The sequence below is a fragment of the Trinickia dabaoshanensis genome, from assembly GCF_002879885.1.
GTDB lineage: Bacteria > Pseudomonadota > Gammaproteobacteria > Burkholderiales > Burkholderiaceae > Trinickia > Trinickia dabaoshanensis.
Genome location: NZ_PNYA01000010.1, coordinates 47,873 through 64,788, shown reverse-complemented (window position 1 = coordinate 64,788; position 16,916 = coordinate 47,873). Strand labels below are relative to the sequence as shown.

Sequence of the window (16,916 nt, the reverse complement as noted above, 5' to 3'; positions counted from 1 at the left end):
GCCGATGCTTCTTGGCCGGTGGACGCGTACTTCGAAATGGGCGTGGCCGCCGAACAGATTGACCGCGAGGACTTTACCCGCGATGTCTCAGAGGCACTCAACGCGTACTACGAGGTAGCGGGAAAAGGCTACTCGTTCGGCGAAATCGTGCGTCAGTTCGCGCTGCTCAGCCAACGGCACGAGATCCGCTTACCCCGCCCATTCCTGCTGGTCTCGAAGGCGTTCATGCTGGTCGAATCGCAGGCGCTCGCTATTGATCCAGGCTTCAATACGCTCACCTCCCTGCATGACTACGCACCTCGCCTGCTCGGCCGCCGGCTGCTGCAAGGATGGAACCCCGCCAGTCAATTTGCCGGTGGGTTCCGTACGTTGCGCTCGCTGCATCGCATTGCCGCCAGCCTTCCCGATATTCTGAACCGTGCAGTTGACGTACTGGGCAGCGGCAAGGCAACGCTTCACGTCGAACACAACCGGTTGCAGGGGCTGGAGGCGCACCTCGACCGTGCAAGCAACCGGCTCAGCTTGAGTCTGATCATCGCGAGCGTGGTGATCGGATCCTCGATCGTCACAACGCTGCATAGCGGCCCGCATTATGCCGGTCTATCGCTACTGGGACTTGCGGGATTTGTCGTCGCCGGCGCGATGGGGCTCGCGTGGGCCATCGTCATCCTGCGATCGGGCAAATTTTAATCGCTTGCACGGCCTCCTTCACAGTACACAGCCGATGCGCGCACCGGTCAAAGGCCGGCACTTCCCGACCGTGGGGACCGATCGCATGCTCCCGCAATTGCGGAAAAGATCGTCCGGTCGCGGTCACCATGGCAGCAGCAATCGGCCGGATGACCGTTTATACGCGATCGATTAACGACGTCTACCCAATGACGCGCTGCGAGGCCAGCATGTGCCTATCTATTGGCATCGACCCCTAATCATGGAAATGCGATTGTGCCGCAACAAATCGACCGGATTTTCGAACGGTTGTATCGGGACGACGCGTCACGGCTGGAGCGGCCCGACTTGCCGTCTCAAACTTGCTATCGTGGAATCGATCATGGATCTGCATCGCGAAAGCGTCGACGTCATTCGCGGTTAAGGATATGTCATGCGAACTCCGTGTCCAACCAACTCGTCATTCTTGGCCCAAGAGGTGGCAAGATTCAGTGGTGGATGCCGGAGATCGAGGACCAATACCAGCTCGGCTTTTCGTACGACAGGAAACGGTTCATCAAACGACGGCCTGCGGCTCGACCAGGTGAAAATCTACCACTTCGACGGCAGGAACTTCGCGCGTGCCAAACGTGTGCGGCTGCCAACGATGCCCAGTCACGTGATTTTTCCTGCTAACAGCAAAATCGTCTTCGTGACGCTGCAGGTCGCAGGTGATGTAGCGGCGATTGACCTCTCGAGCCCGACCGCGCTGTGGAAGATGCCGATCGGAACAGCGCCCGCTGGCCTTTGGCTCACGCTGGGCGGCAACTTACCTGGTGGCGGGCATGATCGATGCTGAGGCTGCCCTCATCGACTGGTGGGCAAGCAAAATCGTGACGATCATTCATACGGACAAGGGCGCGCATAAACTCCGCTCGCTCGGGACCATCACTTATCGGCTGCCCGGCCGCGACGGCATGGAACCGACGCCCGACGAGAGATACCTGTAGGTGACGTTCGGGTTCACCCGTTACGTCGAGGTCATCGATACGCAAACGCTGAAACTCGTTAACACCATCAACGTCGTGAAATCGCCGCACGGCATTTTTGCTATTACCACGTACTGCTGGTATGGAGGTATTCATGCAGGAGGTTGAGATGCAAATTGTCATTGCCCTCGGTCGCGCGTTCTGGATGACCTTCACGATGTTGTGGCAGATATTCTGGGGATTGAGTCTCGGCTTCCTGTTCTCCGCCGTGATTGAAGTCGCTGTCTCGAAGTCAGAGATGTCTAAGCTTCTACCTGACGCGTCACCTCGCTCACTGACGGTCGCCAGCCTGCTCGGGGCTGCATCCTCCTCCTGCTCCTATGCCGCTGTCGCCATGGCCCGCTCTATCGTGCGCAAGGGGGGCGACTTCACCTCCGCAATTGCATTCCAGTTCGCGGCGACGAACCTCGTGCTCGAACTTGGCATGCTGATGTGGGTGCTGATTGCCTGGCAGTTCGCAGCTGCCGAGTTCGTCGGTGGCCCAATCATGATTTTCGTCCTGGTGTTGCTCTTCCGGTTCGTTCTCAAGGACTCGCTGAAGAACGAAGCTATCGAGCAGGCGAACAAGGGCATCGCCGGCAGCATGGAAGGTCATGCGGCCATGTCGATGGGTGGACGGCACGGCCTCTGGAAGCAACGTCTCTCATCCAAGGATGGGTGGATAGCAATCAGCCACAGTTACGTGATGAACTGGTCGATGCTGAGGCGCGACATAGGCATCGGGCTGCTCATCGCCGGAGCGCTCGGCGCTTGGGTGCCCGATAGCTTCTGGCAGCAATTCTTCCTCGTCAGTCATCCGACGGCCGCGATGATTTGGGGTGCATTTGTCGGCCCCCTGATTGCAGTCGCGTCGTTCACCTGCTCCGTCGGGAACGTGCCGCTCGCTGCAGTGCTGTGGAACGGTGGCATCAGTTTCGGCGGTGTTGCTTCTTTCATCTTTGGCGATCTCATCATCCTTCCCATACTCAACATCTATCGGAAATACTACGGCGGTAGGATGGCGGTGTTGCTTGCCGTGACCTTTTACCTCGCGATGGTCTCCTCGGCACTTGTGGTCGAAGCACTGTTCCAGCTGTTCGGATGGATCCCTCAAGAACGACATACGGCCGTTGTGGACGCAACGATCACCTTCAACTACACGACCGTACTGAACATCGTGTTTGGTGCTGTCTTCGTCGTCTTGACGGTCGTGTTCTTCAGAACAGGCGGCCCAGAAATGATGCGGATGATGGAAGACGGTGAGCACGACCACGGTGAGCCTGCGCATCGTGCATCCCATGTCGATTCAGACCATCAGCCTCATGGCCACTCAGAATAACCGTATGCGATCGATTAACCACGTCTACCCAGTGACGCTCTGAGAGGCCAGCATGTGTCCACCAAACGGAGGTGGACACTTATGACAGAGCATGACTCAGAGTTGCAGGTGGTTTCGCGCAGCCGCGACGGGCGGCGGCGCTACGACGAGAAGGGCAAACGCGCGCTGGTCGAGGCGGCACTGCGTCCGGGTATTTCCGTGGCACGCCTGGCGCAGGAGCACGGGGTCAACGCCAATCTACTGCGCAAGTGGATTACGAAGTACCTGCTCGAGCGCGAGAGCGACCGCTGTCCAAAGGACGGCGCCGTTGTCGTGGACTCGGGCGATGGCGTGCGGGTACGCGACGGCGTTCCGGGGGCGCCGCAGGGTGGGACGCCTACGTCCGCATTCGTGCCGGTCGTAGCCGCTGCTGTTGCGGCGGCGCCATCCGTCCCGGCTACTCCAATCGCCTTTGCACTGAACGTGCGCCTGCCTAACGGCGTCGAGTTCAACCTGGGCCAGGCCGGCATCGACGAACTAAGCACGCTGGTCCAGATGTTCGGGAGGCTGCCGTGTTCCGGTTCGACGACGAACTGAAGGTCTACCTCCATCGCGATCCGGTAGATTTCCGCTGCGGGATCAACAGTCTGTCGATCCTGGTCGAACAGGCAATGCAACTGAGCCCGATGGCGCCCGCGCTATTCGTGTTCGGCAACCGGCGCCGCGATCGCATCAAGATTCTGGGTTGGGAGCGCAACGGCTTCTGGCTCCTGCTCAAGCGGCTCGAAGCGGGCGATCGGTTCGTGTGGCCCGACAGCAAGACGGCGGTGGTGACGCTGAGCGTCGAGTTACTACACTGGCTCGTCGACGGTGTCGATATCGCTGCACTTGAACGCCATCCCAAGCGCAACTATCTGCGCGTGAGCTGAACGCGCGATCGGCATGCTGGTCAAAGCAGCATGCCGATCAACGTCACCATCGATGCCGATGAACTGAAGGCGCTACTCGCGATGCGCGAGCAGCGTGACGCGCTTCAGCGCGAGCGTGACGAATTGCAAAGCACGCTGCGCCTGGTGACGGCCGAGCGCGATCTTGCCGAGGAACGGCTGCGCGCGTACCGGCGCGAGCTGTTCGGTGCGAAGAGCGAGGCGCGCGAGTCCGACCAGCTCGGCCTGTTCAACGAAGCCGAAGTGCTCGGCACAGCCGCGACACCCGCACAGGAAGACACACCCGGAACGAAGGTTGCCGCGCATACGCGTAACAAACGTGGCCGCAAGCCGCTCGATCCCGGCCTGCCGCGCGACATCCGCCGTCACGAATTGCCCGAGGCCGAACGGTTCTGTGCCAACGACGGCCATGCGCTTGTCGAAATCGGCGTGGAGATCAGCGAGCAATTGAACATGATTCCGGAGCAAATTCGGGTCACCCAGCATCAGCGCGTCAAGTACGCATGCCCGTGCTGCGACCTGGGCATCAAGGTCACGCCGGCACCCGCGCGCATCATCCCGCGAGGGCTGCTGACCGAATCGGCACTCGCGTGGATCGCTACCGGCAAGTATCAGTTTGGCATGCCGCTGTACCGACAGGCGGGCCTGCTGCGGCGCTTCGGCGGCGACATCTCATCGAACACGCTGGCGGCGAGTATGGTGCGCGTGGGCCTGGCGACGCAGCCCGTGATCAACCTGCTACGTGACGCGCTGCTCGATGCCGAACTGATCTACTGCGACGAGACAACCTTCCAGGTCCTGAAGGAAGAAGGCCGACAACCGCAGACGAAGAGTTACCTGTGGGCGCAGATGACCGACTCGGATACGCCCGTGCGCGTGTTCACCTACACGCCCGGTCGCGGCGGCAAGCTGGCCGATAAGCTGTTCGACGGCGTTCGCGAAGGCGCGGTGCTGATGACCGACGGGTACGCCCCTTATGACGGCATCGCTCAACGTCATCGGCTCATCCATCTTGCATGTTGGACGCATGCGAGGAGGGGCTTTGTAAAGGCGGAAGACAACGTCCCGAAGGCGGCGCGTACGCCAGATCTGCTGGCTACGCGTTTCATCAAATTGATCGGCAAACTGTTTGCCGCCGAGGCGCGCAGCCAAACATGGAAAGCGCAACAGCGACAGCGGCTGCGACGACGATACAGTGCTCGCGTGCTCGAGCTCATCCATCGGCTGATGCTGGAGCACCTACCCAACGTCGTGCCCGGTAGCCTGCTGGGCAAGGCGTTGAATTACATGCAGGGGCAATGGCCGAAGCTCGTCCGCTACATCGAAAACGGCGACTGGGCCATCTCGAACAACCCATGTGAGAACGCCATCCGGCCATTCTGTTTAGGCCGCCGCGGCTGGATGTTCGCTGACACTGTCGGCGGTGCGAACGCGAGTGCAAACCTGTATTCGCTCGTGGAAACGTGCCGCGCTAATCGCATCGATCCCTACCACTACCTCCACTGGCTCTTCCAGAAACTGCCGCTTGCCACGACCGTCGAGGACTACGACGCGTTGTTGCCGTGGAATATGCCCGCCGATCTCCGCTGAGTCGCCGCTGCCACACCTCAGAGTTCGATGCTACAGCTCTGAGAGGCGTGATTTAAAGACCGCGTACGAATAACCTTCCCCAACAGGAGATTGAAAATGAATAGTCTTTCTGTCCTTCGAGTCGTGCTTGTCTGCGCAGGTGCAACATTGACCATCGTCACTCGTCCCGCGAATGCCCAGCAGGATGCATCCATACCCGGAATGAATATGTCCAGTTCGGCAGATAGCGGCTCAAGTCCATCAACACCTCTATTCAAGGAAGCGGATAAGAAGATGATGAATGAGATGAGCGCCCCACCGTTCAGTGGCAACACCGACAAGGACTTCGTCGCCCACATGATTCCCCATCATGAGGGCGCCATCGATATGGCGAAGGTGGAGCTGAAGTACGGTAAGGACCCCGACATGAAGCGACTGGCCAACAGCATCATCAAGGCACAAAATGAAGAAATTGCGTACATGAAGAAGTGGCAGTCTAAACACGCTAGCAAATGATTTTGTAGCTCGATGGACGGCGGATCGTTCGAGCGCGCCGCAGGACTAGCCGTGGTGGCGATGGATGAGCGTGCTCGCCGCAAGGACAAACATAAATCGCTGACCGAGCAAACGAAGCCAGTGACAAGGGAGCGGCCCGAAAGCCGATGCGCACGGACGTTCCTGCCATTTTTCGGCCCGCCGGTGGTCGTCACTCAATCCCCCACATGGACACGGGAATCAGAAGCGGGATGACTTGCGCCTCGATCACGCGCCCCCGCGTATGGCGCGTCGACGACGGTCGGAATGCCGGTCGCGCCAGGAGCCGAGTAGTCCCGCAGCATCACGTCCGCAGATCGGGTAATGCGTGGTTGGACGTCGCAAGCCTGGGCCTGAGTTCAGGATTTAGCTTTTCTTCCTCCTCGACAAACGCGAGATTCTTCGCGTACAGTTCGGCGTCCTGTTCGACCAGCTGAGCTGCTGCGATCATCGGCCAGAATATCTGAACACAGATGCCGACCGGCATTGGATTCCGACGGCCTGCGGCCTCCACGCTAAAGAGCCATGAGGTTCGTTCCGCCTGGGCCGCATCGGCATACCTACTCCGTCTGTTTGCCTGACCTCGTCCGCCGGACGTCGCCGGAACCTTGGGCTTCCAGTGAATCGTCGCTCAGATCGCCGCACCCTGTTGATACCGCCTTCGCAAGAAGATGCGGAACACGCACGCTCGCGACAAGGCCAGCGAGCACAACAATCGCGGTCAGCATGGAGGGCGCGTCGGGTATGGTCGGGATCCCGAACAGTAGCCCGCCGCCTGCCGATCCGGCTGCTTGGCCGAGACTTGCAGCCGAAGTCTGCCATCCGAGCGCGGCACCCTGCCGCTCACCCGCAGCGAGCGAGATCCAGTACGTCGCAATTGGCGAAACGATTCCGGCGCTGCCCGCCACCACCGCGACCGCACCTGCCGTGGTCAGGCGGCCCGTAGCAAGCGGCACGGCTGCAAGCCCGGCCGCAAGGACAAGCAACGCGGGTGTCAAAAACCAGCGGGTCAGTTCGGGTTTCACCAGTGGGGAAAATACAGCGGATTGAACCGCCAGCATGACAAGACTGCATTCCGTGAACATGAATCCAATCTCCCCGATGCTCAGACCCAGCTTCTGCGTGCCGCGCAGTGACAGCCCGACCTCGAATTCCCCAACAGCTGCGGCCGTCACGAATGAAATTGCAAGAAGACGCGGCAGCGCGGTGCGCCCCTCCGGCTGACTCCCTGCGTCAGGCCGGTCTGACCGGTCCTCGCGTGTTCCCGGCACCAGGGCCCAGACGCTCAGCGCGACCGAAAAGGCAAGCGCGGATGCCATGACAAAAGGTGGCCAGCATGCCAGTGGCTCGCCGATCCGTGGTGTGTCGGCGTGCGCAAGATGCATTGTCAGGCTGCCCAGCATCGGCCCGACCAGAAACCCGCTCGCGCCTGCAATGTTGAGCAGCGCGAAACGGCGGGCGCGCCATTCTTTCGACGGGGCGTACTCGCCAACGAAGGCATAGACCGCAGGGGCGATCGACGAGGCAAACAGCCCACCGAGCGCGCGTTCGAGGTACAGAAACGGAAGGCTGTTTACGGCTGCAAACAGCGCGAGTGTCGCGGCGAAGCCGGTCAAACCCACAAGCATCGCAAGACGTTGTCCATGCCGGTCGGCAAAGCGCCCCCACAGCGGCGCAAACAGGAATAGCGACAACGTATAGGTCCCGGTGAGCAGACCGGTGTGCCGCGACAACGTTGCGGGATCCGCCGTTGCCACAATCCGTGCAAGTACTCGCGGCAGAATCGGCAACAGAAAGCCATACCCCACGGCAATCGAGAACATGGCGAGCAGCAGGGGGCAAAATACCTGCCATTGCAGTGTCCGCACGGCGGGCCTTACGGTCATGAGCGGTCGCCTCCGCGCCGTCTCGATGCCGCGATCAGAAGATGGTCCGCCGTTTCGGCTCTGCTGCCTGCTCAAGGCCCGTTCTCCCCAGTCACGCTACCAGCGCTGGCGCGAGGCGAACCGCTGCGCCCCGTGCCATGCGCACACTTGTGCTGCCGTCGTACAGTCAGTCACCGCGCCGGCGATCTACTCCGACCGGTATTCGAACTGGCCCGAGACTATTCCGGGCCGGTCCGGCCGGCGCACCTCGAGCTTGACACGATAGGGGCCGGTGCCACCCAGATCAAGGTACGCTCCATAGCTGATCATGTCCCCGGTGCGCATCGGCTCGAGCTTGCGGCGCGTTTCGCTCAAGCCAATCTCCTGGACCGCTGCGGTCACCCTGGCGTCCGAAATGCGCTTCTGTGTCACATGATCGAAAAGCGCGACAACGAGGTGATACGTGTACCTGTTGCCTCGCACTCCGCCGTGCATCGATGCCTCTGGGTGAGACGCGGGGTGAGCACCCAGCGCTGCCGATGGGGTAAGACCGTAGTACACATCGGTATCGCCGATCAACAGGTGCTGGCCGGCATCGCCCTGACCAGCGGCAACTGCGGTTGCCAGCAAGGCAATCAGGAAGATGAGCGCTTTCATCGGATTGCCCCCTTTGCCCCGGTCATCCAGCGGTCGCACCGCTGCCGGCTTCGACAACGTCAGTCGTGCCGAACGGAGGTGCTGTTACGACGGCCCCTTTGCCGCCCAGCCTCTCCGCGAGCGCCTGCAGATCGTCGCCAGACAGGGTCTCTTTCGAGAGCAGATCCTGTGCCGCCTCACTAAGCAGTTCACGGTTCCCCTGCAGGACAGACGAGGCCCGCTGGAATGCAGTGTCGATCAGCTCGCGCACGGCTATGTCAATGGCCGTTGCCGTCTGTTCGCCATACTGGCGCAGTCGCCATTCCGAGCCGGTTGACATGCCGAGCGCTGAACTGGTCTCCGGCTCGTACGCGACCTGCCCAAGCTTGGGATCCATGCCGAAACGCACCACCATGCTGCGCGCGATGCCTGTCGCTTTGGCGAGATCGTCGGCCGCCCCCGTTGATACTTCCTCGAAAACCAGCCGTTCCGCCGCCCGTCCGCCAAGCAGCACGGTCATGCGGTTCATCAGTTCGACCCGGTCCATTAGGAAGCGATCCTCGATCGGGCGCTGCATCGTGTAGCCAAGGGCGGCAATGCCCCGCGGGATGATCGATATTTTCTGGACCGGGTCAACGCCGGGCAGTGCCATCGCGACCAGCGCGTGTCCCATTTCGTGGTGCGCCACCACCTCGCGTTCGTGAGGGTTCAGCAACCGATTACGTTTCTCGAGGCCGGCCACGATCCGCTCGATGGCCTGCGTGAAGTCCTCCAGTGAAACGCTGTTGGCGTTGCGGCGGGTAGCCAGGATCGCCGCCTCGTTGACCAAGTTGGCCAGATCGGCGCCTGAGAAACCGGGCGTAAGCGCGGCGATTTCTGCGACGGACACGCCGGACGCGAGCTTGATCTTCTTCAGGTGGACTTCCAGAACTTCTGCACGGCCCTTCTTGTCCGGCCGGTCGACAAGCACCTGCCGGTCAAACCGGCCTGCCCGCAGCAGTGCGGGGTCGAGAATTTCGGGCCGGTTGGTCGCCGCTAGCAGCACGACGCCGATGGACGGATCGAATCCGTCGAGTTCGGCCAGTAACTGGTTGAGCGTCTGTTCCTTCTCGTCGTGACCACCACCGCCCGGAAACATGGTCCCGCGCGCTCGGCCGAGAGAGTCCAGTTCGTCGATAAACACGATAGCAGGCGCATGTTTGCGTGCCTGCTCGAACAGATCACGTACGCGTGCGGCTCCGACACCAACGAACATCTCGACAAACTCGGAGCCGGAAATCGAGAAGAACGCCACTCCCGCCTCGCCCGCGACGGCCCGCGCCAGCAACGTTTTTCCAGTGCCCGGCGGGCCAACCAGCAGCACGCCTTTCGGGACACGCGCACCCAGCCGGCCGTAGCTGCGGGGATCCTTGAGAAACGATACGACCTCCCTGAGCTCTTCCTTTGCCTCATCCACACCGGCGACGTCTGCGAAGGTAACTCTGGTGTCCTTCTCAACGTAGATCTTCGCCCTGCTCTTGCCGATCGACATCATGCCGTCAGCGCCCTGTCCCATCGACATCGGACGGATCAGGAACATCCAGACGAGCACAAAGCCAATCGTGGGCATCAACCAGCCGAGTATGGTCGGCCAGATACCCGGCTCCGGTTCGCCGGAGAACGTCAGCTTCTCGCTGGATAACGACTGTGCAAGCGCGGGATCGACCCGCAGCGTCGAAAAGTGTTGCGGTGTGCCCTTGGGCGCGTCCTTGAAGGTCCCCGTGATCCGGATAGGGCCAACAACGAGGTCTGTCACCTTGCCCTGGCTCGCGAGCTGCTGGAACTCGCTGTATGGGATCGTCCGTATGTGATCGGGTTGAGATATCAGGCTCTGGATTACCAGGACCCCGATCATTGCGGCGAGAACGTAGATGAGATTGATTTGGTGTTCGCGTTTGAATTCCATGATCCGGCTCCTCTTCAATTCCGCCTGGCCGGACCATGTGTGGGGCCATCGTGATGCGCGCCGAACCGGGGGATGAAAGCCGGCACCTCGTCCATATAGCGGCGGTAAGCGTCACCAAACTCGGCGATGGATTCCCGTTCTTCAGCTCGCGCGAGCCGCGTGTACATGAAGACGAGCACGGGAAACATGGCGAGCGTGAGCAGCGTCGGCCATTGCAGCAGGAAGCCAAACATGACGAGCACGAAACCGACATACTGCGGGTGGCGCATCCAGGCATAGGTACCGGTCGTGGCGACGACATGACTGCGTTGTGCACGATACAGCACCTGCCAGCCGGCTGAAATGAGCCAGAAGCCGCCACCGATGAATGCAAAGCTCAGCAGGTGAAACGGACCAAAGTGCGGGTTGGCTCGCCAGCCGAACAGTTCTTCGAGCAGGTGCCCCGCGTCGTGCGAGAACCAGTCGACGTGCGGATAGCGCGTCTGCAACCAGCCCGACAGCAGGTAAATCGTCAGCGGAAACCCATACATCTCGGTAAACAACGCTACGATGAAGGCTGAGAACGCGCCGAGCGAGCGCCAGTCCCGTTTGGTCTTCGGCTTGAAGAAGGTAAAGGCAAAGAAGATGAAAAAGGCCGAGTTGACGATAACCAGCAACCACAGGCCGTAGGCGGGAGTATTGTCGTGCATGTGGGGCTCCAGGGGCGAACACTGTCAGTGATGATGGGTACCGGTATCCCGGTTCTGATCCGCTTGGTTCTGCTCCGCTTCGTCCCTGTTCGTAGTCTCGCCGGAATCTCCATGCTCGTGCCCGTGATGCATGAACAGGTGCATCAGGGGACACGAAAGGATAAGCAGAAAGGGTAACCAGCCCAGGAGATGCGCGCGATGTTCCGTCACCAAATAAAAGCCGCCGATTGCGATGAACGCGATCAGCACGATGTTCGCACGCGACAGCCCGAAGCCACCCGCCTTATGATCGTGGTTTCCTGATTCCATTCGGGTCTCCCCAGGTTGCTGCGGGACGCCAGTCCCTCCGGTTTCGTCTATCGCAGGTTACGCGCAGTCGAAACGTCACTGTTGACCCATATCAAGCACCGTGGATCCGGGGCCGTAGCGCACACAGTCGGCCCGAACCGCCACGTGATGCGCTACCCACAGATTGCTGTCGCGATCGAAGGAGAACGAAACGGAGGCCAGATGGGAACGCTGTGCCATGCAGCCCTTCGTGACCATTACGGATACTGCTGGGGCTGGGGGCGGCTACATGCGGCGGGTTAGAGAATCACTGGTGCGTCAGGCAGTTCGTCGCGGCTCGGTCCGATTGCCGGATAGTGGATCGTCAGGTGTTGGGCCACTGCCTGAATTCCTTTCACCGCGCCGTCGCGATAGGCGCCTTGACGAAACGCGGTCTCCATCGCGGCGCAGATTGCCTGCCACCCGGTTTCCCCGACCTTCTCGTGGACGCCCCGGTCCGCGACGATTTCAACAGCGCGGTCGGCAAGCAGCACGTAGATCAGCACGCCGTTGTTATGCCCGGTATCCCAGACACGCAATTGCGAGAACACTTCGATCGCGCGTTCCCGCGCGGACTGCCCGCGCAAGAGCGCCGCGCTGTGCAGCGCACCTTCGACTGCAAAGCAGACTGCGCCGGCGTGCCCGGCTTCGCAGGCCTTGATCGCCTGCCCGATTGCAGCGCGGGCACCTGGCGAAAACGCTCGCCTGACCATCCAATGGGTCGTAAGCAGGTGCCTGATGATTCGCCTGATGCCCATGCTCACCACCTGCCCGATGCGCCGCCGCCGCCGAAGCTGCCGCCGCCACCGCCAAACCCTCCGCGCCCTCCTCTGCCGAAGCCGCCGCGATGGTGCCCGATACCATACGTCCCGACGTATGCGCCCATGCCAGTGCCGAAGAGCGTGAACAGGAAAGCGATCAAGCCAGCAGCCGCAACTGCGGCGATCCCGGTGGCCAGCAGCCATGCAATCAGGGCCGCTCCGCCACCCGCGATCACTGCACCGGGCAATCTACCGAAGGCAGAGCGCAGGACACCCGCAAGCGCGACTGCGAGCATGAAAATCACCGGGGCGAGCTTCCAGACGTCCGGAGAGCCACCGCGCGTGCGGGTCTGCGGGGGCGGCAATGGTTCACCGTCGGCAACCCGAATCATCTGGTCGACGCCCGCTGCAATGCCGCCATAGAAATCGTTCTCACGGAATCGTGGAATTATGGTTTCGCGAATGATCCGGTTGCTGATGGCGTCATTGAGCGCTCCTTCCAGCCCGTAACCGACCTCGATCCGCAACGTCCGATCGTTCTTCGCCACAATGAGCAACGCCCCGTCATCGACCTGTCTACGACCGAGCTTCCATTGCTCGACGACACGCAGCGAGTATTGCTCGATCGTTTCCGGCTCGGTGGTCGGCACGATCAGCACTGCGATCTGGGTGCCCTTTCTGGCTTCGAATGCTTCCAGTGTTTGGCCGATTGATTCAATCTGGTCAGGCGTGAGTGTGGCTGTCTGGTCCGTTACGCGGGCCGTCAGCGTCGGTACTGCGACCTCTCCGGCCGCACCTGCCGACCCGAGCAACGCGAGTGTGACGATCAGCGCGAACAAGCGCCCGAAAACTTTCAATTTGTGCTCCGCCCCGCAGACGCTCCCGCTTGGCCGGGCGTCGGACCAAAGTCGACGCGAGGTGGCCGAGCAATTTCCGCCTCGTTTGCGACCGAAAAGTTGGGTTTTTCCCTATACCCAAGTGCTTGGGCGGTGAGATTGGAAGGAAATGATCGTATTGTCGTGTTGTACTCCTGCACCGCCTTGATGTACCGGTTTCGCGCTACCGCGATACGATTTTCGGTACCCTCCAGCTGGGCCTGCAGGTCGCGAAAGTTCGCATCGGACTTCAGTTGCGGATAGCTTTCAGAAACCACCAGCAGCCTTGAAAGCGAAGCACCCAGCTGGCGCTGCGCCGCCTGAAACTTTGCGAACTCCTCGGGATTGTTCAGCGTCTCCGGCGTCACCTGAATCGAGCCGACACGCGAGCGGGCTTCGGTCACCTGCTGGAAGACCTGACGCTCCTGACTCGCGTAGCCCTTCACCGTATTGACCAGGTTCGGCACCAGATCCGCGCGGCGCTGGTACTGGTTGACAACTTCCGACCAGCTCGCCTTGATCTGTTCGTCCTGGGACTGCAACCTGTTATAGCCGCAGCCGGCGAGACTCAGGAGCAATAGCACAACGACGAAACGCCAGATAGTCTTCATTCTGTTTCTCGAGAGTTGGTCGTCCAGGGAGTGTTCCTGGCCTGCGCGTTATCGCCATCGACGGGACGCCGTGTGCCGCAACCATTACGAACAATGTTCACGAATAATGTGATTCGATCATGAAGGGTTCCGTGGCTCAGCATTTGACCCAACTCAAACACCGCGCGGATGACCGGTACGGGTGGAATATCGGGTCCCCTTTGGCTGTTGATGCATCGCTGCCTCCCCGCACTTGATTTCGATCAACGTGCGCATTCAGCGCTTCGCTAACGTGGTCTCTGATGCCCGTCCGGTTGTCAGTCCACCCGTCGATCATATAAAGGCGACATAGCGACTAGAGCGTACCGGGGGCGAACTCTGGGGAGTAGTGTCATGCAATGGTTTTCGCAAAACTGGTGGTGGATACTGCTGGCGGTTGGGGTCCTCTTTTTCTTGCGTCGTCGCGCTGCAGGCGGTGGAATGGGCGGCGGGATGGGGTGTGGCATGGGCGGCCGTCACTCGTCGCCCGAGGAACGCCACGTTCATGAAGACGGGCCGGAACGCGATCCGGTGAACGGACATCCCGTTGACCGTGCTCATGCCCTGAGCACGATCTTCGATGGGAGAACTTACTACTTCGAAACGGAAGAATCCCGTTCGGAGTTCAATAGTGATCCGCAGCGCTTCGCAGCTACCCATATTCATCACCGTCACGGGGGCTGTTAGCCCCCTATACCTTGCGGGATGTCCGCTTCTGCACGAACGAGGCTTCGCCGGACTGGAAGCAAAAGACGCGGATCGCGCCTTCAGACGGCGTGGCCACCCGCACTGCTGTGGTAACAGCGATAGCGCGACCAAGCACCGCGTTCGCCCCTTGATGTCGCCGCGCGAAAAGGCCGTCGGCCCGTCGCACGGAGCATAGAAAAGCAAATCGCGCTACGAGCGCAGAGCCGCCTTTTGTGCATTTTTCTTGGCAAGAAGGTGCTGCGCTTGGATGTCGCCCCGACGTGCTTCCTGGGCCGTTTGTACGGAAGTCTCCGTTGCCTCGATGAGTGCAGCGCGCGCTGCGCTGCTGATGGAAACCGAATACGATGCGGCCGGTTTGGCCGTTTGCGCAGACGATGAAGTGGGGTTCGACGATGTAGCTTGCGTGGTGCTCGTTTGGGCGGCGCCCTGAGGGTGTTGCGCCTGCGCACCCGCGGCAACTGTACCGAGGCCGGCCGGCTGAGCGGAGATTGCGGATATAGCCATGATGTACTCCAAGTAGGTTTTGCCAGTTCTTGGCATCTATCTTATCGGCGTGCCATCGGAGGGCTTTAACAAGATAATTTTTGTAACGTGCGTCGCCCTTAAGCTAGCCATAAGGAAACGTGCGAGTTCTTGCTTCGGTCGGTGGAATTGGCCAACGCTCGAACACCGCGCGCCGGAGCTACAGCGTAGCGCCGATAGCCTGCTCGGGGTCCTTGATTTGTCGAGAAATCCCCGCGTCCAATGATTGCACGCAGTGCCACAGGCGCAAAAGCGCGATCAGCGGGTTTGCCTCACTTGCGTCCAGGCCGAGGCGCAGACGTCCGAAATCGTTCGCCAACGCTACTCGTACGCTTTGCATAAGCGGCGACTCGGCTCTTCGCTCTCGCGCATAAGGCTTCCTTAAGCGGTGCGACCGTAAGCTCACGGCTTATTCGGCGTGCCGTGCGTGCGGGGCTCTCGCCGAGTAAACCCTGTCCATTCGCGGACGGTACGCGTAGCCGTACCGCCCGCATCGTCTCCATCGTGGTTTAGCAAGCGCGCCGAAACGCCGGCGTGTGATGACATGTCGAGAAAAATCTTGCTCGTATCGGGCGCGCTGACCGCCGCCCTGGCGCTTGGCGGATGCGCAACGTATCGCGCCCTTCCGTTAGCCGACCACGCACAACTGGCTGACCGCGTCGGCAACCTGAAGCACACGTTGCCCGCGCCGACGCCCCGGGCGAATCCCGTGCGTATCGATGTCGACCAGCCGCTGAGCGTCGATCAAATCGGGCTGCTGGCCATACTGAACGATCCCCAGCTCCGAACGGAACGCGGCGAGTCCGACTTGGCCAAGGCCGATCTGACCCAGAGCGCCATGCTGCCGAATCCTTCCGTCAGCCTAAGCTACGCCGCATTGCTAGGGGGCCCCGGCACTACCGGCGCGTTTACCGCTTCGCTGGCTCAAAACGTTGCGTCGCTGGTTACGTATCGAAGCCGTGTCTCGGCCGCGAAGGCGCACGTTTCCGAAGTTAACGCGCAATTGCTTTGGAACGAGTGGCAAGTTGCTCAAAAGGCGCGTCTTTTGGCCGTCGATCTTTATTGGGGCGAGCGCTCCATTGCGCTCAGCGCAGCCGAACTTGCTTCGTTGTCGCGCGAAGAAGCGGATATTCGCCGCGCCGTCGACGCGGGCTCCATGAGCCTATCGGAACTGGGGCCGTTGCAAGCGTCGAAAGCATCCGCGGAGCATACGCTCGCGACGATGCAGCTCGATCAGCTCAAGAATTGGCAGGACCTGGACGCGCTGCTCGGATTGAAGCCCGGCGTGACGTTCGCTATCGCGCAGCCCGTGGTGCCCAGCGTGCCGGACAATCTGAAGGCGCTGATCGCGAGCGTGCCGGCTCGGCGTCCGGACCTCGTCGCCCTGCAGCTCGGTTATCGCTCGGCCGATGAGAACGTGCGCGCGGCGATTCTTGGCCAATTCCCCGCCTTCGTCCTCGGCGGAGCCTGGAACGCCGATACGTCGGATGTCAGGTCGGCCGGGCCCACCGCGACTTTCGATCTGCCGATATTCGACCGCAACCAAGGGCAAGTCGCCAAGACGCGCGCGACGCGGCGATTGCTTCACGAGCAGTACCAGAGCCGCCTGGACGATAGCGTATCGACCGTCCTCTCGCTCCAAGCGCGCAGTGTGCGTGTTGCCCAGTATCTCGCCCAGGCCAAAGGAAGCGCGGCGACGGCCGAATCGCAGGCCGACGCGGCCAAAGCTGCCTACGAACAAAACAATGTCGATCAACGTACGTTGACGGACTACGAAACGACTGCGCTGCAGCGTCGTCTCGACGTCATCGATCTTGAACGCGGCTTGGCTCAGGCTCGCATCGCATTGGCATTGGAACTTGGCTTGGGGCTTCCCCAAACCCGCATGGCTCCGCTCGATTCCTCGAGGTAAATC

21 protein-coding genes are annotated in these 16,916 nt (G+C 61.0%); 11 read left to right on the top strand and 10 right to left on the bottom strand.

Annotated elements, in window-relative coordinates:
• Nucleotides 1-42: 42 nt before the first annotated feature.
• The 8 genes from C0Z18_RS33480 to copM all read left to right on the top strand — a co-directional run bounded on the left by C0Z18_RS33480 (nucleotide 43) and on the right by copM (nucleotide 6,026).
• Nucleotides 43-690: an AarF/ABC1/UbiB kinase family protein gene (locus tag C0Z18_RS33480; RefSeq protein ID WP_233217289.1), complete on the top strand. Its 648-nt coding sequence runs from the start codon at nucleotides 43-45 to the stop codon at nucleotides 688-690.
• A gap of 562 nt (nucleotides 691-1,252) precedes the next feature.
• Complete coding sequence (locus C0Z18_RS33185) at nucleotides 1,253-1,507, top strand: YncE family protein (protein ID WP_199189439.1); 255 nt, start codon at nucleotides 1,253-1,255, stop codon at nucleotides 1,505-1,507.
• Nucleotides 1,494-1,658 carry a hypothetical protein gene (locus C0Z18_RS33180; protein WP_199189438.1) on the top strand — a complete coding sequence of 55 codons (165 nt, stop codon included), beginning with the start codon at nucleotides 1,494-1,496 and terminating at the stop codon, nucleotides 1,656-1,658. Before C0Z18_RS33185 ends, C0Z18_RS33180 begins: the two co-directional genes overlap by 14 nt.
• Nucleotides 1,659-1,806: 148 nt before the next feature.
• Nucleotides 1,807-3,015, top strand: a complete 1,209-nt coding sequence (locus C0Z18_RS12560) for a permease (RefSeq protein WP_102645893.1) — start codon at nucleotides 1,807-1,809, stop codon at nucleotides 3,013-3,015.
• Nucleotides 3,016-3,096: 81 nt separating this feature from the next.
• Nucleotides 3,097-3,591 (top strand): transposase, encoded by a 495-nt coding sequence (locus C0Z18_RS12555; RefSeq protein ID WP_102645750.1) that lies wholly within the window; start codon nucleotides 3,097-3,099, stop codon nucleotides 3,589-3,591.
• Nucleotides 3,567-3,923 carry an IS66 family insertion sequence element accessory protein TnpB gene (gene tnpB / locus C0Z18_RS12550; RefSeq protein ID WP_102645749.1) on the top strand — a complete coding sequence of 119 codons (357 nt, stop codon included), beginning with the start codon at nucleotides 3,567-3,569 and terminating at the stop codon, nucleotides 3,921-3,923. The genes C0Z18_RS12555 and tnpB overlap by 25 nt, the downstream gene beginning before the upstream one ends.
• Nucleotides 3,924-3,953: 30 nt before the next feature.
• Nucleotides 3,954-5,531 carry an IS66 family transposase gene (gene tnpC, locus C0Z18_RS12545; protein ID WP_102645748.1) on the top strand — a complete coding sequence of 526 codons (1,578 nt, stop codon included), beginning with the start codon at nucleotides 3,954-3,956 and terminating at the stop codon, nucleotides 5,529-5,531.
• Between the two features lie 96 nt (nucleotides 5,532-5,627).
• Nucleotides 5,628-6,026 (top strand): CopM family metallochaperone, encoded by a 399-nt coding sequence (copM, locus tag C0Z18_RS12540; RefSeq protein WP_102645747.1) that lies wholly within the window; start codon nucleotides 5,628-5,630, stop codon nucleotides 6,024-6,026.
• Nucleotides 6,027-6,348: 322 nt separating this feature from the next.
• Here copM and C0Z18_RS12535 read toward each other — a convergent pair whose 3' ends face one another.
• From C0Z18_RS12535 to C0Z18_RS12495, 9 genes are all read right to left on the bottom strand, one after another.
• Nucleotides 6,349-6,531, bottom strand: a complete 183-nt coding sequence (locus C0Z18_RS12535) for a hypothetical protein (protein WP_199189437.1) — start codon at nucleotides 6,529-6,531, stop codon at nucleotides 6,349-6,351.
• 73 nt (nucleotides 6,532-6,604) lie between these two features.
• A complete protein-coding gene (locus C0Z18_RS12530) occupies nucleotides 6,605-7,930 on the bottom strand; it encodes an MFS transporter (protein WP_102645746.1) in 1,326 nt (441 codons plus the stop codon).
• 186 nt (nucleotides 7,931-8,116) lie between these two features.
• On the bottom strand, nucleotides 8,117-8,566 hold the full coding sequence (locus C0Z18_RS12525) for a hypothetical protein (RefSeq protein WP_102645745.1): 450 nt from the start codon (nucleotides 8,564-8,566) through the stop codon (nucleotides 8,117-8,119).
• Between the two features lie 22 nt (nucleotides 8,567-8,588).
• The gene (ftsH, locus tag C0Z18_RS12520; protein WP_102645744.1) at nucleotides 8,589-10,490 is read right to left on the bottom strand and encodes an ATP-dependent zinc metalloprotease FtsH; all 1,902 of its coding nucleotides are present in this window, start codon (nucleotides 10,488-10,490) and stop codon (nucleotides 8,589-8,591) included.
• Nucleotides 10,491-10,504: 14 nt separating this feature from the next.
• Nucleotides 10,505-11,179, bottom strand: coding sequence for a methyltransferase family protein (locus C0Z18_RS12515; RefSeq protein ID WP_102645743.1), 675 nt, complete (start codon nucleotides 11,177-11,179; stop codon nucleotides 10,505-10,507).
• Nucleotides 11,180-11,203: 24 nt separating this feature from the next.
• Nucleotides 11,204-11,488 carry a DUF2933 domain-containing protein gene (locus tag C0Z18_RS12510; protein WP_102645742.1) on the bottom strand — a complete coding sequence of 95 codons (285 nt, stop codon included), beginning with the start codon at nucleotides 11,486-11,488 and terminating at the stop codon, nucleotides 11,204-11,206.
• 278 nt (nucleotides 11,489-11,766) lie between these two features.
• The gene (locus C0Z18_RS12505; protein ID WP_102645741.1) at nucleotides 11,767-12,264 is read right to left on the bottom strand and encodes a TPM domain-containing protein; all 498 of its coding nucleotides are present in this window, start codon (nucleotides 12,262-12,264) and stop codon (nucleotides 11,767-11,769) included.
• 2 nt (nucleotides 12,265-12,266) lie between these two features.
• The gene (locus C0Z18_RS12500; RefSeq protein WP_102645740.1) at nucleotides 12,267-13,124 is read right to left on the bottom strand and encodes a TPM domain-containing protein; all 858 of its coding nucleotides are present in this window, start codon (nucleotides 13,122-13,124) and stop codon (nucleotides 12,267-12,269) included.
• Nucleotides 13,121-13,753, bottom strand: a complete 633-nt coding sequence (locus C0Z18_RS12495) for a LemA family protein (RefSeq protein ID WP_102645739.1) — start codon at nucleotides 13,751-13,753, stop codon at nucleotides 13,121-13,123. Before C0Z18_RS12495 ends, C0Z18_RS12500 begins: the two co-directional genes overlap by 4 nt.
• A gap of 372 nt (nucleotides 13,754-14,125) precedes the next feature.
• Here C0Z18_RS12495 and C0Z18_RS12490 point away from each other — a divergent pair, with 372 nt between their 5' ends.
• Together C0Z18_RS12490 and C0Z18_RS33765 are read left to right on the top strand one after the other, a co-directional pair.
• On the top strand, nucleotides 14,126-14,458 hold the full coding sequence (locus C0Z18_RS12490; protein ID WP_102645738.1) for a YHS domain-containing protein: 333 nt from the start codon (nucleotides 14,126-14,128) through the stop codon (nucleotides 14,456-14,458).
• A gap of 322 nt (nucleotides 14,459-14,780) precedes the next feature.
• On the top strand, nucleotides 14,781-14,909 hold the full coding sequence (locus C0Z18_RS33765) for a hypothetical protein (protein WP_269845310.1): 129 nt from the start codon (nucleotides 14,781-14,783) through the stop codon (nucleotides 14,907-14,909).
• A 252-nt stretch (nucleotides 14,910-15,161) separates the two neighbouring features.
• Here the strand turns inward: C0Z18_RS33765 and C0Z18_RS32940 are convergent, their stop codons facing one another.
• Nucleotides 15,162-15,320 (bottom strand): hypothetical protein, encoded by a 159-nt coding sequence (locus C0Z18_RS32940; protein ID WP_158244228.1) that lies wholly within the window; start codon nucleotides 15,318-15,320, stop codon nucleotides 15,162-15,164.
• 225 nt (nucleotides 15,321-15,545) lie between these two features.
• Between C0Z18_RS32940 and C0Z18_RS12480 the strand changes: the two genes are divergently transcribed.
• Nucleotides 15,546-16,913: a TolC family protein gene (locus tag C0Z18_RS12480; protein WP_102645736.1), complete on the top strand. Its 1,368-nt coding sequence runs from the start codon at nucleotides 15,546-15,548 to the stop codon at nucleotides 16,911-16,913.
• Nucleotides 16,914-16,916 lie beyond the last annotated feature (3 nt).

Bases quoted from the DNA above. Each gene is read 5' to 3' on its own strand.
- C0Z18_RS33180 (WP_199189438.1), top strand. From the start codon at position 1,494: ATGATCGATGCTGAGGCTGCCCTCATCGACTGGTGGGCAAGCAAAATC.
- C0Z18_RS12560 (WP_102645893.1), top strand. From the start codon at position 1,807: ATGCAAATTGTCATTGCCCTCGGTCGCGCGTTCTGGATGACCTTCACG.
- C0Z18_RS12555 (WP_102645750.1), top strand. From the start codon at position 3,097: ATGACAGAGCATGACTCAGAGTTGCAGGTGGTTTCGCGCAGCCGCGAC.
- tnpC (WP_102645748.1), top strand. From the start codon at position 3,954: ATGCCGATCAACGTCACCATCGATGCCGATGAACTGAAGGCGCTACTC.
- copM (WP_102645747.1), top strand. From the start codon at position 5,628: ATGAATAGTCTTTCTGTCCTTCGAGTCGTGCTTGTCTGCGCAGGTGCA.
- C0Z18_RS12535 (WP_199189437.1), bottom strand. From the start codon at position 6,531: ATGCCGGTCGGCATCTGTGTTCAGATATTCTGGCCGATGATCGCAGCA.
- C0Z18_RS12530 (WP_102645746.1), bottom strand. From the start codon at position 7,930: ATGACCGTAAGGCCCGCCGTGCGGACACTGCAATGGCAGGTATTTTGC.
- C0Z18_RS12525 (WP_102645745.1), bottom strand. From the start codon at position 8,566: ATGAAAGCGCTCATCTTCCTGATTGCCTTGCTGGCAACCGCAGTTGCC.
- ftsH (WP_102645744.1), bottom strand. From the start codon at position 10,490: ATGGAATTCAAACGCGAACACCAAATCAATCTCATCTACGTTCTCGCC.
- C0Z18_RS12515 (WP_102645743.1), bottom strand. From the start codon at position 11,179: ATGCACGACAATACTCCCGCCTACGGCCTGTGGTTGCTGGTTATCGTC.
- C0Z18_RS12510 (WP_102645742.1), bottom strand. From the start codon at position 11,488: ATGGAATCAGGAAACCACGATCATAAGGCGGGTGGCTTCGGGCTGTCG.
- C0Z18_RS12505 (WP_102645741.1), bottom strand. From the start codon at position 12,264: ATGGGCATCAGGCGAATCATCAGGCACCTGCTTACGACCCATTGGATG.
- C0Z18_RS12495 (WP_102645739.1), bottom strand. From the start codon at position 13,753: ATGAAGACTATCTGGCGTTTCGTCGTTGTGCTATTGCTCCTGAGTCTC.
- C0Z18_RS12490 (WP_102645738.1), top strand. From the start codon at position 14,126: ATGCAATGGTTTTCGCAAAACTGGTGGTGGATACTGCTGGCGGTTGGG.
- C0Z18_RS33765 (WP_269845310.1), top strand. From the start codon at position 14,781: ATGAGTGCAGCGCGCGCTGCGCTGCTGATGGAAACCGAATACGATGCG.
- C0Z18_RS12480 (WP_102645736.1), top strand. From the start codon at position 15,546: ATGTCGAGAAAAATCTTGCTCGTATCGGGCGCGCTGACCGCCGCCCTG.